Origin of the sequence: Chitinophaga horti (assembly GCF_022867795.2) — a bacterium.
Classification (GTDB): Bacteria; Bacteroidota; Bacteroidia; order Chitinophagales; family Chitinophagaceae; genus Chitinophaga; species Chitinophaga horti.
Window position 1 is genome coordinate 465,867 of the sequence record NZ_CP107006.1, and the last position, 16,450, is coordinate 482,316.

11 protein-coding genes are annotated in these 16,450 nt (G+C 48.9%); 9 read left to right on the forward strand and 2 right to left on the reverse strand.

The genetic code is table 11. The features are described 5' to 3' along the window. Positions 1–3 precede the first annotated feature (3 nt). Genes MKQ68_RS02135 through flxY form a run of 5 tightly spaced genes read left to right on the forward strand, consistent with a single transcriptional unit; the run spans position 4 to position 8,717 of the window. Entirely contained in the window at positions 4–3,858 is a 3,855-nt protein-coding gene (locus MKQ68_RS02135) for a trifunctional MMPL family transporter/lysophospholipid acyltransferase/class I SAM-dependent methyltransferase (RefSeq protein ID WP_264281878.1), read from the forward strand. Continuing rightward, positions 3,839–5,353 carry a phytoene desaturase family protein gene (locus tag MKQ68_RS02140; protein WP_264281879.1) on the forward strand — a complete coding sequence of 505 codons (1,515 nt, stop codon included), beginning with the start codon at positions 3,839–3,841 and terminating at the stop codon, positions 5,351–5,353. Before MKQ68_RS02135 ends, MKQ68_RS02140 begins: the two co-directional genes overlap by 20 nt. Positions 5,354–5,364: 11 nt before the next feature. Beyond that, positions 5,365–7,038: a C45 family peptidase gene (locus tag MKQ68_RS02145; protein WP_264281880.1), complete on the forward strand. Its 1,674-nt coding sequence runs from the start codon at positions 5,365–5,367 to the stop codon at positions 7,036–7,038. Continuing rightward, a complete protein-coding gene (gene acpS / locus MKQ68_RS02150) occupies positions 7,035–7,415 on the forward strand; it encodes a holo-ACP synthase (protein WP_244837025.1) in 381 nt (126 codons plus the stop codon). Before MKQ68_RS02145 ends, acpS begins: the two co-directional genes overlap by 4 nt. Positions 7,416–7,424: 9 nt before the next feature. Beyond that, on the forward strand, positions 7,425–8,717 hold the full coding sequence (flxY, locus tag MKQ68_RS02155; RefSeq protein WP_264281881.1) for a flexirubin biosynthesis putative acyl-CoA ligase FlxY: 1,293 nt from the start codon (positions 7,425–7,427) through the stop codon (positions 8,715–8,717). Between the two features lie 206 nt (positions 8,718–8,923). Here flxY and MKQ68_RS02160 read toward each other — a convergent pair whose 3' ends face one another. Next, positions 8,924–9,403: a DUF6702 family protein gene (locus MKQ68_RS02160; protein WP_264281882.1), complete on the reverse strand. Its 480-nt coding sequence runs from the start codon at positions 9,401–9,403 to the stop codon at positions 8,924–8,926. Between the two features lie 67 nt (positions 9,404–9,470). On the opposite strand from MKQ68_RS02160, the gene MKQ68_RS02165 reads away from it, so the two are divergent. The 3 genes from MKQ68_RS02165 (at position 9,471) to MKQ68_RS02175 (ending at position 13,505) form a co-directional block, all read left to right on the forward strand. Further along, the gene (locus MKQ68_RS02165; RefSeq protein ID WP_264281883.1) at positions 9,471–10,067 is read left to right on the forward strand and encodes a HupE/UreJ family protein; all 597 of its coding nucleotides are present in this window, start codon (positions 9,471–9,473) and stop codon (positions 10,065–10,067) included. Positions 10,068–10,103: 36 nt separating this feature from the next. Next, on the forward strand, positions 10,104–12,431 hold the full coding sequence (locus MKQ68_RS02170) for a M1 family metallopeptidase (protein WP_264281884.1): 2,328 nt from the start codon (positions 10,104–10,106) through the stop codon (positions 12,429–12,431). A gap of 258 nt (positions 12,432–12,689) precedes the next feature. Further along, a complete protein-coding gene (locus MKQ68_RS02175; RefSeq protein ID WP_244837017.1) occupies positions 12,690–13,505 on the forward strand; it encodes an alpha/beta hydrolase in 816 nt (271 codons plus the stop codon). 172 nt (positions 13,506–13,677) lie between these two features. On the opposite strand, the gene MKQ68_RS02180 is transcribed toward MKQ68_RS02175, so the two are convergent. After that, the gene (locus MKQ68_RS02180; RefSeq protein WP_244837016.1) at positions 13,678–14,553 is read right to left on the reverse strand and encodes an AraC family transcriptional regulator; all 876 of its coding nucleotides are present in this window, start codon (positions 14,551–14,553) and stop codon (positions 13,678–13,680) included. A 369-nt stretch (positions 14,554–14,922) separates the two neighbouring features. On the opposite strand from MKQ68_RS02180, the gene MKQ68_RS02185 reads away from it, so the two are divergent. Beyond that, entirely contained in the window at positions 14,923–15,963 is a 1,041-nt protein-coding gene (locus MKQ68_RS02185; protein ID WP_264281885.1) for a LacI family DNA-binding transcriptional regulator, read from the forward strand. Positions 15,964–16,450 lie beyond the last annotated feature (487 nt).

Sequence of the window (16,450 nt, forward strand, 5' to 3'; positions counted from 1 at the left end):
TTTATGGGTAATTTTTTCATAGCGATCTACAACTTCTTCAATAAACGTAAGACCCTGCTGTGGCTTTGCGCGGCTCTCAGTTTTGCGTTCGTTGCCTTTTTTGCTTCCAGGATAAAACTGGAAGAAGACATTACCCGCATTTTACCCCGCGACCAAAAGATCGACCGCCTGCAACAATTCCTGCAAAGCTCCCGTTTTGCGGATAAGCTGGTGGTCACTATTTCTCAGAAAGATACGTCGGCAGCCGCCGACCCCGATAGTCTGACCGCCTTCGCCGCTGCCCTTAGCGAACAGGCACAGGCACAATGGCAGCCTTACATCAAAACCATACAGGCGCAAACAGACGATGCTGCCATGCTGGAAGTAATGGGGGCCATCCGCGAAAACCTGCCCATCTTTTTAGAAGAAAAAGATTACCAGCGCATTGATACGCTCATCACAACAACACAACTACAGCAAACACTTGCCTCCAATTATAACACGCTACTTTCACCGGCCGGCATGGTCATGAAACAGATGATCCGGCAAGATCCGGTAGGCATATCGTGGCTGGGGGTGAAGAAGTTACAGCAGTTGCAGTATGATGAGCAGTTTGACCTCTACGATAATTTTGTGGTGACGAAAGACCTTCGCCACCTGATGATATTTATAACGCCTTCCAATCCGCCCGGCGCCACTGGCAAAAATGCTGTATTCCTGGCGGGATTGGATAAACTGGTGGATAGTCTGCACCGGGTATACCCCGGCGTAGAAGCTTCTTATTTCGGCGCCACCGCCGTATCGGTGGGTAACGCGCAACAACTGCGGCAGGACACGATGTTTACGCAGGGCATTACGGTCGTACTGCTCGTGATCCTCATCGGCCTGTTCTTTCGCCGCAAACGCGCGCCGCTACTGGTGATGATGCCTGTCGTATTCGGCGGCCTGTTCTCCCTCGCGATGGTGTACTTCGTACAGGGCAGCATTTCCGTTATCGCACTGGGTGGCGGTTGCGTGGTGTTGGGCATCGCGGTGAATTATTCGCTGCATGTGTTCAATCACTACCGGCACTTACCGGATATACGATTGGTGTTGAAGGATTTGTCGTTGCCGATGACGATCGGTGGACTCACTACGATTGGCGGTTTCCTCTGTTTACAGTTCGTAAAATCGCCCATGTTGCAGGATACTGGTCTATTCGCCGCCTGCAGCCTGATCGGTGCGTCGCTGTTTTCGCTGATCTTTTTACCGCATTTCATCGTACTCGGTAAACAACGGCAGGTAGCGGCGTCGCATAACATTATCGACAGACTGGCAGCCTATCGCCCCGAACGCAATAAGTACCTTGTATACGGCATACTCGCGCTTACAGTCGTGTTTTTCTTTACCATGCGCAAAGTCGGTTTCGAAAGCGATATGATGCGCATGAACTTCATGCCGGATAAACTGAAGATCGCGGAAGATAAGCTCAATCGCATTAACCAGTACGCCGCCCAAAATATCTATTTGCTTTCCGAAGGCAAAACGTTGGATGAGGCCCTGCAACACCGCGAAGCATTGAGTAGTGAGTTGTCGAAACTTGTACAGGACGGTGCCGTAAAAAAAGTATCCGGCGTAGGCGGACTGTTACTTTCCGAAGCCGGACAACGCGCCCGCATCGCCCGCTGGAACGCTTACTGGACGCCAGGAAAAAAGCAGCAATTGCTGGCGGCATTAAAAGCGGAAGCCGCGCAATACAAGTTTAAACCGGAAGCCTTTGCACCTTTTGAAGCATTGCTCGATAAATCTTACAGCACTTTGTCTGCCGAAACATCAGGTTTATTGCAGACGGGTTTCCTCGGCGATTTTATTACGCGGCAAGGCAACGCTGCCTCGGTGGTTACGATCTTAAAAGCCGATCCCGCGAAGAAGCAAGATGTGTATGCCTCGCTGGATGGCCGCGCTAATACCGTCATCTTCGATAAACAGTACACCGCCAACCGCCTCGCGGAAGTGATCCAGGAGGAATTCAACAGCATCGCCTGGATGACGGGGGTATTGGTATTCGTCGCCTTACTTATTTCTTACGGACGTATCGAACTGGCGCTGATCACGTTTATCCCGATGATGCTCAGTTGGGTATGGATACTCGGCATCATGGGGCTTTTCGGCATCAAGTTTAATATCGTTAATATCATTCTCTCTACTTTTATTTTTGGGTTGGGAGATGATTACAGCATATTCACGATGGATGGCCTCTTGCAGGAATACCGCACGGGTGGTAAACATCTTCCCTCGTTCAAATCTTCTATTTTCTTTTCCGCAATCACGACCATGCTCGGCCTAGGCGTGCTCATCTTCGCTAAACATCCCTCGCTTCGTTCCATCGCGCTCATCTCGATCATCGGTATTGGTTGTGTGGTATTGATTTCGCAGGTAATGATCCCATTCTTATTTAACTGGCTCATCACCAACAGGGTGAAGAAAGGTCGCGCTCCCTGGACGCTACACGGTTGGTCGAAGTCGGTGTTCTCGCTCACTTATTTCGCGCTCGGCAGCTGGATCATGACACTGATCGGCTGGATCTTCATCAGGTTTAATCCTGTTAAAAGTGAGAAGATCAAGTTTACGTATCACGTTTTATTGTCGAAGTTTACCTGGTCTGTGTTACACATCATGGTAAATGTGAAGAAGCGGCGTATCAATCCGATGAACGAGCAGTTAAAAAAGCCGGCTGTCATCATCAGTAACCACCAGTCTTTCCTCGATATTCTCGCTTCTACCATGTATCATCCGCAGGTGATATTGCTTACCAATGAGTGGGTGTGGAAGTCGCCGATATTCGGCGCAGTGGTACGTATGGCCGATTATTACCCCGTAGCAGAGGGCGCAGAAGGCAGCGTTGACAAGATCCGCGAAAAGGTAAAACTGGGCTATTCGGTCGTAGTCTACCCAGAGGGCACGCGTTCGCCTGATACCAACATCAAACGTTTTCATAAGGGTGCATTTTACCTGGCCGAACAATTAGGGTTGGATGTGTTGCCAATCATATTACACGGTACCGCCTACACGATGTCGAAAAGTGATTTTTTACTAAAAGATGGAACGGTGACCGTGAAATACCTGCCGCGCATCCCGCAGAGCGATTCTTCATGGGGTGAAGGGTATGCCGCAAGAACAAAATCCATCAGCAAATATTTTAAGAAGGAATATGAACAGCTGCGCGCCGAAACAGAAGTGCCGAAGTACTTCCGCGAGCAGATGATCTACAACTATATTTACAAAGGCCCGGTGCTGGAATGGTACATGCGCATCAAAACGAAACTGGAAAACAATTACGAACTCTTTAACCAGCTAGTACCTAAACAGGGGAAGGTGCTGGATATCGGGTGTGGATACGGTTTCCTGAGTTATATGCTGAACTGGGCAGGGCCCGGCCGTCATGTGACCGGCGTGGACTATGACGAAGACAAAATTGCTACGGCCAGTCACGGTTACCTGCGTAACGAAAATATCAACTTTGTACATGCAGATGTGACCCAATACGCGTTTGGTCACTACGACACTTTCATCATCAGCGATGTACTGCATTACCTGAAATCCGAAGATCAGGGACAGCTGATCGTCCGCTGCATCGAACACCTGAACCCAGGCGGCAGTATCATCATTCGGGATGGCGATGCCGAACTGGAAGAGCGACACAAGGGGACCAAACTCACTGAATTATTTTCTACCAAAATACTGGGTTTCAATAAGAGCGAAAATCAGTTATCGTTTCTGAAAGCCTCGACTATTCGCGCGCTGGCGGCTAAACACGGCGTCTCCGTAGAACAGATTGATAACACGAAATTTACTTCCAATATCATTTTTGTACTAAAGCATGAACAAACGCTCATTTGATGTCGTCATCATTGGTAGCGGCCTTGGCGGCCTGTTTTGCGGAGCTATTCTCAGCAAACATGGTTATCGTGTATGTATATTGGAAAAGAACAAACAGATCGGCGGCTGCCTGCAAACCTTCAGTCGCGATAAGGTGCTGTTCGATAGTGGCGTGCATTATATCGGCGGACTGGCAGCGGGACAAACGCTTTACAAGCTGTTTCGTTATGCCGGCATCATGGACAAACTGAACATCGAACGCCTGGACGATAAAGGCTTTGATCGCATCGTTTTCGATGGTGATCCGGTGGAATACAGGATGGGGCAGGGGTACGAGCAGTTCATCAAAGGTCTTTGTGAGCAATTTCCTGGTGAGGAAGATGCGATAAACGCTTATTGCAAAGCCATACAGGAAACCTGCGCCTGCTTTCCGCTATATAACCTCCGGACCGGTACGGCAGAAGAAAAGCAGTCGGTATTAGGCATCGATGCGTTTGAATTTATCAGCAGTCTGACAAGGAACAATAAACTGCGGCAGGTGCTCGCAGGTAATAATCTTTTGTACGCAGGGGTGGCAGGCAAAACGCCGTTCTACGTGCATGCACTGATTACGAACAGTTACATCGAAAGCGCCTGGCGCTGTGTGAACGGTGGCTCGCAGATCGGGAAATACCTTTCACGGGTAATTACCGAAAACGGCGGCGTCATTGAACGGTATAAAGAAGTGATAAAGATCACCGAAGAAAACCGTGCAGTAACGCATGTAACCATCGCCGGTGGCGAACAAATCGCAGCGAAACATTTCATATCGAATGTACATCCGTTGCGAACCATGCAGCTGCTCGACAGCGACATGATCCGCGGGGCTTACCGCACCCGGTTGCAATCGCTGGAAAATTCCATGTCCTGTTTGATGCTGAACATCGCGCTCAAGCCGGGCAGTTTCCCGTATTACAACTATAACCTGTACCTCCACCAGTCAGATAATGCCTGGTCGGCGGTAAACTATACACCCGACACCTGGCCTGGCTCGGTAGGCGTATACTTCCAGCATAACAGCCATAACGAAGGCTTTTCGGACGGTATTTCGGTGCTGGCTTATATGCGTTATGAGGAAGTGCAGCCATGGGCGCATACCTACAATGTCGTGTCGCGGGAAACGGATCGCGGGCCGGAGTACGAAACATTTAAGCGTGAAAAGGCGGAGAAGCTTATCAGCCTGCTGGAAAAGCGTTTCCCGGATTTACGGAATTGTATACAGTCGTACAGCGTAGGCACGCCGCTCACGTTACGTGACTATATGGGCACCACCGACGGGTCGATGTATGGTATTATGAAAGACAGCCAGGACCCGATGCGGACGTTGATTTCGCCCCGCACCCGGGTGCCGAATTTGTATCTTACCGGGCAAAACCTGAACTTGCACGGTATTCTGGGCGTAACGATCAGCGCTGTACTTACCTGCGGCGAGTTTATCGGCCTGGAATCTTTACTGGAAGCGATTAATAAGGAATAACATTGGAAAAGATGAAAAAGCGCAGTAGCGGATGGCGTAGGTTGGGAAAGATCGTCCTGTGGACGATCGGCGTGCTGTTGATATTGATTATAGCGCTGTGCATATATGTGGTGCGCGCGGGTAAAATGGACCCTCCGGTAATAGCGGATAAAACCCCGCTGCAATGGGAGCGAACGCAAATTAGTCCGACCGCCTATACATTGGGCAACAGCTGGTTCCGTAAGAGCCAGAGTGGCTTGTTTGAATTATACGTGGAAGGCAAACCGTTTGAAAGGGGCGTAGCGTATGGCAAACTCTCTGCTGAGCTGGTGAAGCGGCAAGAGGATGTGTTTACCGCACAATTCAAAAAGATGGTGCCATCGGAGAGCTACCTTAAATTTCTTAAATACTTTATCGGCTTCTTTAACCGCCATTTGCTGGACCACGTAGTTGAAGAATACCAGCAGGAAATTTACGGCGTATCGCTTTCTGCCTCCGATCAATACGATTTTATTGGCACCAACTTTCAGCGTATCATGAATTACCACGCCGCGCACGATATCGGGCACGCGTTGCAAAGCATGGCCCTTGTTGGTTGTACCTCTTTCGGTACCTGGAATGGCCGGTCTGCCGACAGCAACCTGATTATCGGCCGCAACTTTGATTTTTATGTGGGAGATGAGTTTGCAGAAGATAAGATCATTGCTTTTTATCGCCCCGAGCAGGGACATAAATTTATGATGGTGACCTGGGCGGGCTTTACCGGCGTGGTATCCGGCATGAACGACCAGGGGCTGACCGTAACGATCAACGCGGCCAAGACAGATTATCCAACCGGCTCGGCAACGCCCGTGTCGCTCGTAGCCAGGGAAATACTGCAATATGCAGGCAACATTCAGCAGGCGTACGCCATTGCGAAGAAGCGTAAAATGTTCGTAGCAGAATCTTTCCTGATCGGCTCTGCAGCAGATAATCGCGCTGCCCTGATCGAGAAAACGCCTGACACCATTGCCCTGTACGATCCTAAAGGCGACGAGATCACCTGTGCGAACCACTTCCAGAGCCCTGAGCTTTCCAAACTGGAGTCGAATGGCATACAAATGAAAGAAAGCGCTTCTCCTTACCGCTATAAACGTTTGGCCGAGCTGCTGCAACGCAACGGCCCGAACACTGTCGAAAAAACGATCGGCATCCTGCGCGATCAGCGTGGCCTGAACGACAGTAATATCGGGATGGGCAACGAAAAGGCCGTAAACCAGCTGATCGCCCACCACGCCATCGTGTTTGAGCCGAAGCAGCTGAAAGTATGGGTGTCGACCGCGCCATGGCAGTTAGGCGAATTCGTCGCTTATGATCTCAATAAAGTATTTGCCATGAAAGGGTTGCAAACCGATCATGAGATATGTGATAGTGCGAACATCGTTCCGGCCGATACCTTTTTGCTGACGCCGGATTACAAACGTTTCGTGGATTTCCGCCGGTTAAAGGCAGACATCAGCGATGGAAAAGAGATTGATGTGAAACGTTTGATCGCCGATAACCCGGAGTACTACCATGCTTACGTGCTGGCAGGCGATTACCTGTACAAACGTAAACAATACCAGGCGGCGCTGCCTTATTACCAGCAGGCGCTTACGAAGGTAATTGCTACCAAAGCGGAGGAGGATCACATTCGTAAACAAATAGAAAGCATTCATAAAAAATGATCACCGGGATAGGTACCGACATCGTGGAAGTAGAACGTGTAGCCGCCAAAATTGATAAAGGGCAGGGCTTCCGGGAGCTGGTGTTTACACCGCACGAGATCGGCTATTGCGAACTACAGGGCAGTAAGTACGAAAGTTATGCCGCCCGTTTTGCCGCCAAAGAAGCTTTTCTGAAGGCGCTTGGCACTGGCTATGGCCATGGTGGTGTCCATTTTTACGAGATTGAAATACGGAACGATGCGGCCGGAAAACCGGAAATCTATCTGATTGGTGACGCAGAAAAGCTTTATGCAGAAAGAAACATCAGGCAAGTATCTGTTTCCCTTTCGCATGTAAAAACGATGGCCACAGCCTTTGTGATCATCGAAGGATTTTAAAAGAAGGCTATGTATATACCCGATATAGAACTACAACCGAAAAGCAGGATCAAACAGTTCCAGGAAATGGAATTGCAACATTTGCTGGGCTACCTGCGCCAGTTTTCGCCATTTTACAAAGAATGGTTCGATCAGCACGGTGTAGATACAGGCAGCATTCGCACGCTGGAAGACCTGGTGAAGGTGCCGCCTGTGAGCAAAGAAGACCTGCAACAGCGCAACTGGGATTTCCTTTGCGTGGATAAAAGTAAGATCGCGGAATATACCACCACCTCGGGCACGCTGGGTAAACCGGTCGTGCTGCCGCTCACAGAAAAAGATTTACAACGACTGAGTTATAACGAATACATTTCGTTCTCCTGCGCCAACGGCACGGACAGCGATATTTTTCAACTGATGCTCACACTGGACCGCCAGTTCATGGCAGGTATGGCTTACTACCAGGGTATTCGTCGCCTCGGAGCAGGCGTTTTACGCGTAGGCCCTGGCGTACCATCGCTGCAATGGGAAAACATACAACGCATTCAGCCTACCACGATCGTGGCCGTTCCTTCTTTTATCCTAAAGTTGATGGCCTACGCCGAAGAACATCAGATCGACATTAACGCAAGCTCGATAAAGAAAGCCGTGTGCATCGGTGAAAACATCCGTAACGTAGATTTTTCGCTGAACGTGCTGGGACGTAAGATTACAGACAGCTGGAACATCCAGTTGTTTTCCACCTACGCCTCCACGGAAATGCAAACTGCGTTTACAGAATGTAACGCCGGCCAGGGCGGCCACCATCACCCCGAGCTGCTGATCGTAGAGCTCCTCGATGATAACGACCAGCCGGTTGGTCCGGGCCAGCCGGGTGAAGTGACCATCACCACACTTGGCGTAGAGGCGATGCCGTTACTCCGCTACAAAACCGGCGATATTTGTCAGTACGACGAAACGCCCTGCTCCTGCGGCCGGCAGACCCTCCGCTTATCACCGATCATCGGTCGCCGTAAACAGATGATCAAATACAAAGGCACGACGCTTTATCCGCCTGCGCTGTTCGATTTGCTCAGCGATATGGAAGGCGTGAAGGAGTTTGTAGTAGAAGTATTTTCCAACGAAATAGGCACCGATGAAATCCTACTGCACCTGCACACCACGGAGGAGTCGGAAGATATGGAACGTAAAGTTCGTTCGTACCTGCAGGGCAAACTTCGCGTAATACCACAGCTGCGCTATTGCAGCATGCAGGAGTTATTGAAGATGCAATTCCCGGAGGGAAGCAGGAAGCCGGTGAAGTTTATTGATAACAGAAGGTGATCGTCAGTTTTTCCCCGCTCGTCATCGCGAATGAAATGAAGCGAACCTCCGCTCCGGTCTCGCATGTAGTAAGTCTGGCAGTCGCAATCACTTGTGCGGAGACTGCATACGAGGGTGGCCGCGCTGCGCTCGCCATGACGGGAAATGAATAAGCCGCTGAAGTGAGTGACACAACGGCGGCTGAAAAAAGAACCAATGCTGGTCCCCTAAAAGTTAAACTCCGCGTCTGCTTTTGGATTGTCGAGCTTGGTGCTTTTGCGCTCGTTTTTAACGATCACGTGCACCATATTAATTTGCGATTCGTGTGATTCGAACAGCAGGTCGTCTTTCAGGCGCAGCTTGTTCAGCGTGGCACCAGCAGGGGCTTCGAGGTAACACCAGGCGGCGTCTTCCTGGATTTCGTAGCCGAGGTAACGAAGGTTTACGGGTTTGCCGTCGGCTTGTAACACCAGGTGCTTTTTGATATAGTCCCCCGCGAGCGAGTCCACCAGCCGGCGATTGGTTGGCTTGATGATATCAAAAGTTGTGTTGTAATTTTTCTTTAATGTGTTCTCAAAATCGTCTGCAAATATGCGGCAGCTTACTTCCAGCCGCTGTTTACCCGGATTGTGCTTGATTTCCGTAACGCTCACATAAAACGGATGCAGGTAGAGTGGCAACAGCCATTTACAAAATAATAGCCCCATTTCTCCCAAATATTTTAAAAATTGATCTATTGTGGGTATAATTACCAAAATTATATAATTTTTAGCGATGAGTGAGTTTGGGATGTATTTTCAATTAGGTTGGCAACATATTGCAGACCTGGAGGGTTACGACCACATCCTGTTTATAGCCGCCCTGTGTGCTGTATACCTGCTGCGCGACTGGAAAAAGGTGCTGGTACTGGTAACGGCCTTCACTGTGGGGCATTCCGTGACCCTGGCGCTCAGCGTGCTGAACTTTATTAAAGTATCGTCTGCGCTGATCGAGTTCCTGATACCGGTGACGATCGTGATTACTGCTTTAACGAATATATTCCGGAAGAATAAAGACGTAACGCCTGAGCGTGTGCAGTTGAGTTATTGGCTGGCGTTGTTTTTCGGCCTCGTGCACGGGATGGGTTTTTCCAACTACCTGAAAAGCTTACTGGGTACGGAAGGTAGTGTAGTGATGCCGCTGTTCGCATTTAACGTAGGCCTCGAGTTCGGACAACTGCTCATCGTTGCGGCAATTCTACTGATAGCGGGCCTGGCGGTGAACTTCGGAAAAGTGAAGCGGCGCGACTGGACGTTGTTCCTTTCCTCCGCCATTTTCGGCATTGCGCTGATCATGACGATCGAACGTTTTAATTTATTGATCAAAGGCTGATCATCGACCATACAAACAAAATCTATTGCATCGTTTATGTTTATGAAGAAACACTATGCTTTACTGGGATTACTGATGGCGGGCAACCTGGCCGTAATGGCGCAGAACAATCCCGGCTCCAACCACGGTAATAAATTCGAGCAGTTGGGCACCATGTTGCAGGATCCCAACATGTACCGTTCTGCATCCGGCGCTCCAGGCCCGAAATACTGGCAACAGCGCGCGGACTACGATATTACCGCTACACTGGACGATGAGAAACAAAAACTCACCGGTTCCGAAACCATTACTTATTACAACAATTCCCCGGATCCGCTCACATACATCTGGCTGCAGCTGGACGAAAACGAACATAATCCGAAAAGCGACAACCAGCATTTTGATCCGAGCAAAATGGGCGAGCGGATGACGATGCGCCAGGTGAACGGTATTTTGGGTAATGATGCGGACATGGGCGTACATATCGTTAAACTGACGGACGCCAGTGGTAACGCGCTGCCCTACACGGTGAACCAGACGATGATGCGCGTAGACCTGCCTAAAACATTAATGCCCGGCGAAAAGCTGAAGCTGAAGATCGACTGGTGGTATAACATCACCGATCGTATGACGGTTGGCGGCCGTGGTGGTTATGAATATTTTAAGGAGGATAACAACTACCTCTACACGATGGCACAGTGGTATCCGAGACTGGCCGTGTATTCGGACTTCCAGGGCTGGCAGAACAAGCAGTTTACCGGTCGCGGTGAATTTGCGCTTACGTTCGGTAATTTCCGCGTTAGCCTTAATGTGCCTGCCGATCACATCATCGGCTCCACCGGCGAATGCCGTAACTATAAAGAAGTTTTGACTGCCGCCCAGTTTCAACGCTGGCAGCAGGCGCAAACAGCCAAAGAGCCACTGGAAGTCGTGACGCTCGACGAGGCGAATAAAGCCGCTCAAAGCAAAGCGAGCGGCCGCAAAACCTGGGTGTACGAGGCCGACAATGTGCGCGACTTCGCGTGGGTGTCCAGCCGCCGTATCGTTTGGGATGCAATGGCTACCAACGTAGAAGGAAAGAAAACAATGGCGATGTCGTACTACGGTCCGGAGGCTTACCCGCTGTACCGCAAGTATTCCACCAAAGCGGTGGCGCATACACTGAAAGTATATTCCAAACACACCATTCCTTATCCTTATCCCGTGGCTATTTCGGTAGAAGCGGCTAACGGCATGGAATATCCGATGATTTGCTTCAACTACGGCCGTGCAGAGAAAGACGGTACGTATTCCGAAGCGACGAAGTACGGCATGATCGGTGTGATCATTCACGAAGTGGGACATAACTTTTTCCCGATGATCGTGAACTCCGACGAGCGTCAATGGACGTGGATGGACGAAGGCCTGAACACATTCTGCCAGTTTCTCGCAGAGCAGGAGTGGGATAATAACTACCCGTCACAGCGCGGCCCGGCACATAAGATCGTTGATTATATGAAGATGCCGAAAGACCAGCTGGAACCGATTATGACCAATTCTGAAAACATCGCGCAATTCGGTCCGAACGCTTATGCAAAACCGGCTACAGGTCTCAACATCCTCCGCGAAACCATCATGGGCCGCGAACTGTTCGACTTTGCTTTTAAAGAATATGCACGCCGCTGGGCCTTTAAACATCCTACGCCTGCCGACCTTTTCCGCACGATGGAAGATGCGTCTGCCGTTGACCTGGACTGGTTCTGGCGCGGTTGGTTCTTCGGCACCGACCCGGTAGATATTTCCCTGGATTCTGTAAAGTGGTATCGTATGGATTCTAAAAATCCGGCGGTAGAAAATAAGGTAGATGCAGATGCCGCGGGCTTTAACGCCGAACACATCGCACAGAAACGTAACCGTGAGGCCGGCATCAAATTCGCCATCGACCAGGATACCAGCCTGCAGGATTTCTACAACAAATGGGACCGTTTCGCTGTAACGCCCGCCCAGCAAGAGGCTTACACGAAATTCACCAGCAGCTTATCTCCCGAAGAGAAAAAGCTGTACGATAGCAAAAAGAACTTTTATGAACTGAGCTTCAGCAACGTTGGCGGACTGGTAATGCCTGTCATCATCGAATGGACGTTCACCGACGGCTCTAAAGAAGTAGAAACCGTACCTGCTTACATCTGGCGCAAAAACGAATACAAATTCACCAAAGTGTTTGCAAAGGATAAACTCGTAACGGCGATCAAAGTCGATCCATACCGCGAAACGGCGGACATCAACGAAGGAAATAACATGTGGCCGCGTGCAGCAGTTCCTTCCCGTTTCGAACTGTTTAAAATGGAAGCGCCGGTACGCGGAGCATCTACGGGTGGCAACCCGATGCAGCGGGCCAGGCAATAACTATATTGAATGTTTGATAGGAGGACTGTCCGTACGGGCAGTCCTTTTTTTATGCTTACCGGTTGGATGTTTGCGGTTGATGTGGATGTTGCGCATGGAGTGGACTCCGTGTGCAGGCTGCGCGGGCGAGCAACGTCGCATGTAGTTAATGTGTGATTTCGTTCCGACGGCAGTAATGGGTGCAATTAATGCGCGCGTGCATGCAAATTTATCCGCCTAAAAATCTATTTTAGGTGCCGCTAAAACCACGTCTTTTTTATGAAATCTCTTATTTATTTGCTGATAGGCGTACTCGCCCCGGCCATCACTTTTGCCGCAAAGGTCGACACCGTGTTGGTAGAAAGCGCTGCCATGCGTAAACCTGTTAAATGTGTGATCATCCGTCCGCATAGCTACCAGAAATCCAGGCAACGTTTGCCCGTCGTGTACCTGTTGCACGGCTATAGCGGTAATCATTCCGATTGGGTAAAGAAGGTGCCTGCCATTAAAAGCCTCGCCGACCGCGATTCGCTCATGATCGTTTGCCCGGACGGCGGCTATGGCAGCTGGTACTTCGACAGTCCGGTCGATAGCAGCTGGCGGTACGAAACGTTTGTAGCCAAAGAATTACCCGCCTACGTGGATCGCCAGTATCGAACTATTGCCGACCGTAAACACCGCGCTATCGCGGGTTTGAGCATGGGCGGCCACGGTGCATTGTTTCTCGCCATACGCCATCAAAATACATTCGGGGCGGCGGGCAGTATGAGTGGCGGAGTAGATATTCGTCCGTTCCCTAAGAACTGGGACATCGCTAAACGCCTTGGCGACAGTGCTACACACGCGGATAACTGGAAAAATTACAGTGTAGCTACAGTTGCAGAGCAGTTGAAAGATGGCGACCTGCAACTGAACATCGACTGCGGTGTGAAGGATTTCTTCATCGGCGTAAACCGCGCCCTGCATCAGCAGTTGTTACAAAGTGGTATTGCACATGATTATACCGAACGGCCAGGCGCGCATAACTGGCAGTATTGGGAGAACGCGGTGGTGTACCAGTTGACATTCTTCAAACGATATTTCGCGGGAAGATGAACTGGCAGTATTCCGGAACGTGACTTTTTTAACGGTATTTCCCGGGGAGATAAACTGGCAGTGTTGGGAAATGTGACTTCCTTTAAACGATATTTCTCTCTAAGATAAACCACGTAAATTGAAAAGGCCTGCAGCTGGAAGCGCAGGCCTTTTTAATATCGTTGCGTTGTTGTTAGTCTTCTTTAATCCTTAACTCGTTCTTATATTCTTTCGGGGTTTTTCCTACGATCTCTTTAAAAAAGCGGTTGAAGTTGGATAGATTCTTAAAACCACAGGAGTAGGCGATTTCGGCGATGGACCAATCTTCCTCGGTAAGTCGTTTACAGGCATGGCCGATACGTACTTCATTCAGGAACTGTACAAATGATTTCTTTGTGCGGTTTTTAAAGAAGCGGCAGAACGACTGTGGGGAAAGGTTGGTAATGCCTGCCACATCCTGGAGTGATATCTCTTTAGAGAAGTTGTTCATCACATATTTGAACACCTCATCTATCTTATGATTATCCTTCGCATTGTAGGCGTGGGAATAGCCGGTGCTGGCCAGGTAATAGCAATCCTTGGTTTCCGCAAGCGTTTTAAGGATCTGTAACAGGGCGATAATCCGCTCCAGGCCTTCTTTTTTGGGCAGGGAAAGAATTTCGTCGCGTAGCAGTTCGTGCGTGTCGCCAATGATTTTCATGCCGCGTTGCGCGCGGTGAAAGAGGTCGGTCAGGGCTTTGGTTTCGGGTAAGCCGTAAAACTTGTCGCCGAAAATGTCCTTTGGAAAATAAATCACCACCGATCGGGCTTTGAGTTCGTCCAGGCCCTTATAGTATGCCTCGTCGTTGTACCATACATGGGGGATGTTTGGTCCCAGGAAAACCATGTCTCCTACGTCGAAGCTCTCTATACTGTCGCCAACGATTCTCTTGCCGTGACTCTCCGTAACATACACCAGCTCACACTCGGGATGAAAGTGAAAGGGCGTATTGAAATGCGGGTCGCATCGCTCTATAATGGTGATTTGGTTGTCGGCAAAGGCCCCCACTTTAATAAGAATGGGTTTCATGTTTGCTTCCTTATTGTTTTAGTCCTATGAATGTAAAATGCACTATTCCTCGTATCAGATGGCCGCGTTTTCCGGGCCTGGCCTCCAAATTAGGTAAATTAAGTTAAAAAAATACAAGTCAGAAATAAAACTTGTAGTGAATTGTCAGTATTGTGAAATTTTATGCACTAGATATAATTAAAAAGATTTATTACAGCTGATGAGGGGCTTTTTAGTCATGGTTTCTAAACCATCGTTAGATAAAACTGGCCTTTGCGCGCTAAACCCTGAAAATATTTAGCAAAAAAGCTGGCCAAACTGTGTAAAAGTTAGATTTTTATGTATCTTACTTATCGCTAAATCGATTGAGCAATAACTGTCAACATCAGCATGAAAGGAGTATCCATTAAAGATATTGCAAAACAGGCAGGCGTATCGCCTACCACCGTCTCGTTCGTTCTCAATGGCAAAGCTAAAGAGAAACGTATCAGCGAGGGGGTGAGCAAAAAGATCCTGAAACTTGCCACGAAACTGAAATACAAGCCCAACCAGCTCGCCCGCGGTCTTCGTACGGGTAAAACCAAAACTATCGGTCTTATCGTTGAAGATATCGCCAACCACTTCTTTGCTAATGTAGCTAAAATCGTGGAAGAAGAGGCGGATAAATACGGTTACAAAGTATTGTACGGCAGCACCGAAGACAACCTGCAAAAGGCCAAAGGTTTGCTCGAAGTACTCGAATACCGCCAGGTAGATGGGTACATCATCACACCAACCGTAAATCTGGATAAGGACATAGAAGCGCTGAAACATGCGCGGAAGCCAATGGTGCTGCTCGACCGTTACCTGCCGAACATCCCGACGAACTATGTAATGGTAAACAACTTCCAGGGCGCGTACGATGCCGCGGAATATCTCATGCAGCAGGGATTTGAAAAGATCGCCGTAGTAACCATTACTTCAGAACAGATCCAGATGAAGGAACGCCTCGATGGTTTCCTGGCGGCAATGAAAGCACATCGCTCCGGCTTCCCGCGTAAGATGTTGAAGAAATTGTCTTTCGCTGCTACCAAGGAAGAAGCGATCGAAGAGATCAAAGCATTTATTACTTCTATTCCTAATCTGGATGCGATATTTTTCACAACGAACTATCTGGGTATTTATGGGATTGAAAGTGTAAAAGATCTAGGCTTACAAATAGGAGAGGACATTGCATTCATCAGTTTCGATGACCACGATTTATTTCGTTTATACAGTCCCGGTATAACGTGCGTGGAACAACCAATTCACGACATTGCCAGGAATGTGATACAGGTCTTGATGAACGAACTGAACAACAATACCAACCAGATCAACCAGGTCGTATTGCCTGCAACCCTTGTCAAGCGTGGGTCCTGCTCGAAGCGGCTTTCTGGAAAAAGCGCGTCTTAACGTAAACTGTTATTGAAATATTATAAGCGGCATATCAATTTTGATGTGCCGCTTTTTTTATTGATAACATCTTCACCATCGATGATATTATTTTGTTGAATACGAACACATGGTTAACGCATCATGAAAAAAAAGTTAAAATTTTTTTGCTCGTGTTCCATTTATAACTAAGTTTGATGCGTTCTTTTAAAAGAAAGTTGCTTGCGCGTGCAGAGAACGGTGTAGATGGATTTGCGCAGGTTTTTTTTATGGGAATAACTCAGTAATGCAGTGAACACGAATCAGCACGGAAACTGATCATGCTAACCACGGAGATTAACGCAGTGAACTAAATGTCGGCTTTGTTTTTTAATTGTTAGGAAACCAGGAAAGTAGTATTCCACTTACCACGCAAGGCTTCGGCGCACGTATGCGCTGCTGTTAACTAAGGAATTTCCTTTGGGAAATCTTTGCCCGTTCATGGCTGTGTTTTAAACTAAAGGATTTT

Bases quoted from the DNA above. Each gene is read 5' to 3' on its own strand.
- MKQ68_RS02145 (WP_264281880.1), top strand. From the start codon at position 5,365: ATGAAAAAGCGCAGTAGCGGATGGCGTAGGTTGGGAAAGATCGTCCTG.
- MKQ68_RS02165 (WP_264281883.1), top strand. From the start codon at position 9,471: ATGAGTGAGTTTGGGATGTATTTTCAATTAGGTTGGCAACATATTGCA.
- MKQ68_RS02175 (WP_244837017.1), top strand. From the start codon at position 12,690: ATGAAATCTCTTATTTATTTGCTGATAGGCGTACTCGCCCCGGCCATC.
- acpS (WP_244837025.1), top strand. From the start codon at position 7,035: ATGATCACCGGGATAGGTACCGACATCGTGGAAGTAGAACGTGTAGCC.
- MKQ68_RS02180 (WP_244837016.1), bottom strand. From the start codon at position 14,553: ATGAAACCCATTCTTATTAAAGTGGGGGCCTTTGCCGACAACCAAATC.
- MKQ68_RS02170 (WP_264281884.1), top strand. From the start codon at position 10,104: ATGTTTATGAAGAAACACTATGCTTTACTGGGATTACTGATGGCGGGC.
- flxY (WP_264281881.1), top strand. From the start codon at position 7,425: ATGTATATACCCGATATAGAACTACAACCGAAAAGCAGGATCAAACAG.
- MKQ68_RS02140 (WP_264281879.1), top strand. From the start codon at position 3,839: ATGAACAAACGCTCATTTGATGTCGTCATCATTGGTAGCGGCCTTGGC.
- MKQ68_RS02185 (WP_264281885.1), top strand. From the start codon at position 14,923: ATGAAAGGAGTATCCATTAAAGATATTGCAAAACAGGCAGGCGTATCG.
- MKQ68_RS02135 (WP_264281878.1), top strand. From the start codon at position 4: ATGGGTAATTTTTTCATAGCGATCTACAACTTCTTCAATAAACGTAAG.
- MKQ68_RS02160 (WP_264281882.1), bottom strand. From the start codon at position 9,403: ATGGGGCTATTATTTTGTAAATGGCTGTTGCCACTCTACCTGCATCCG.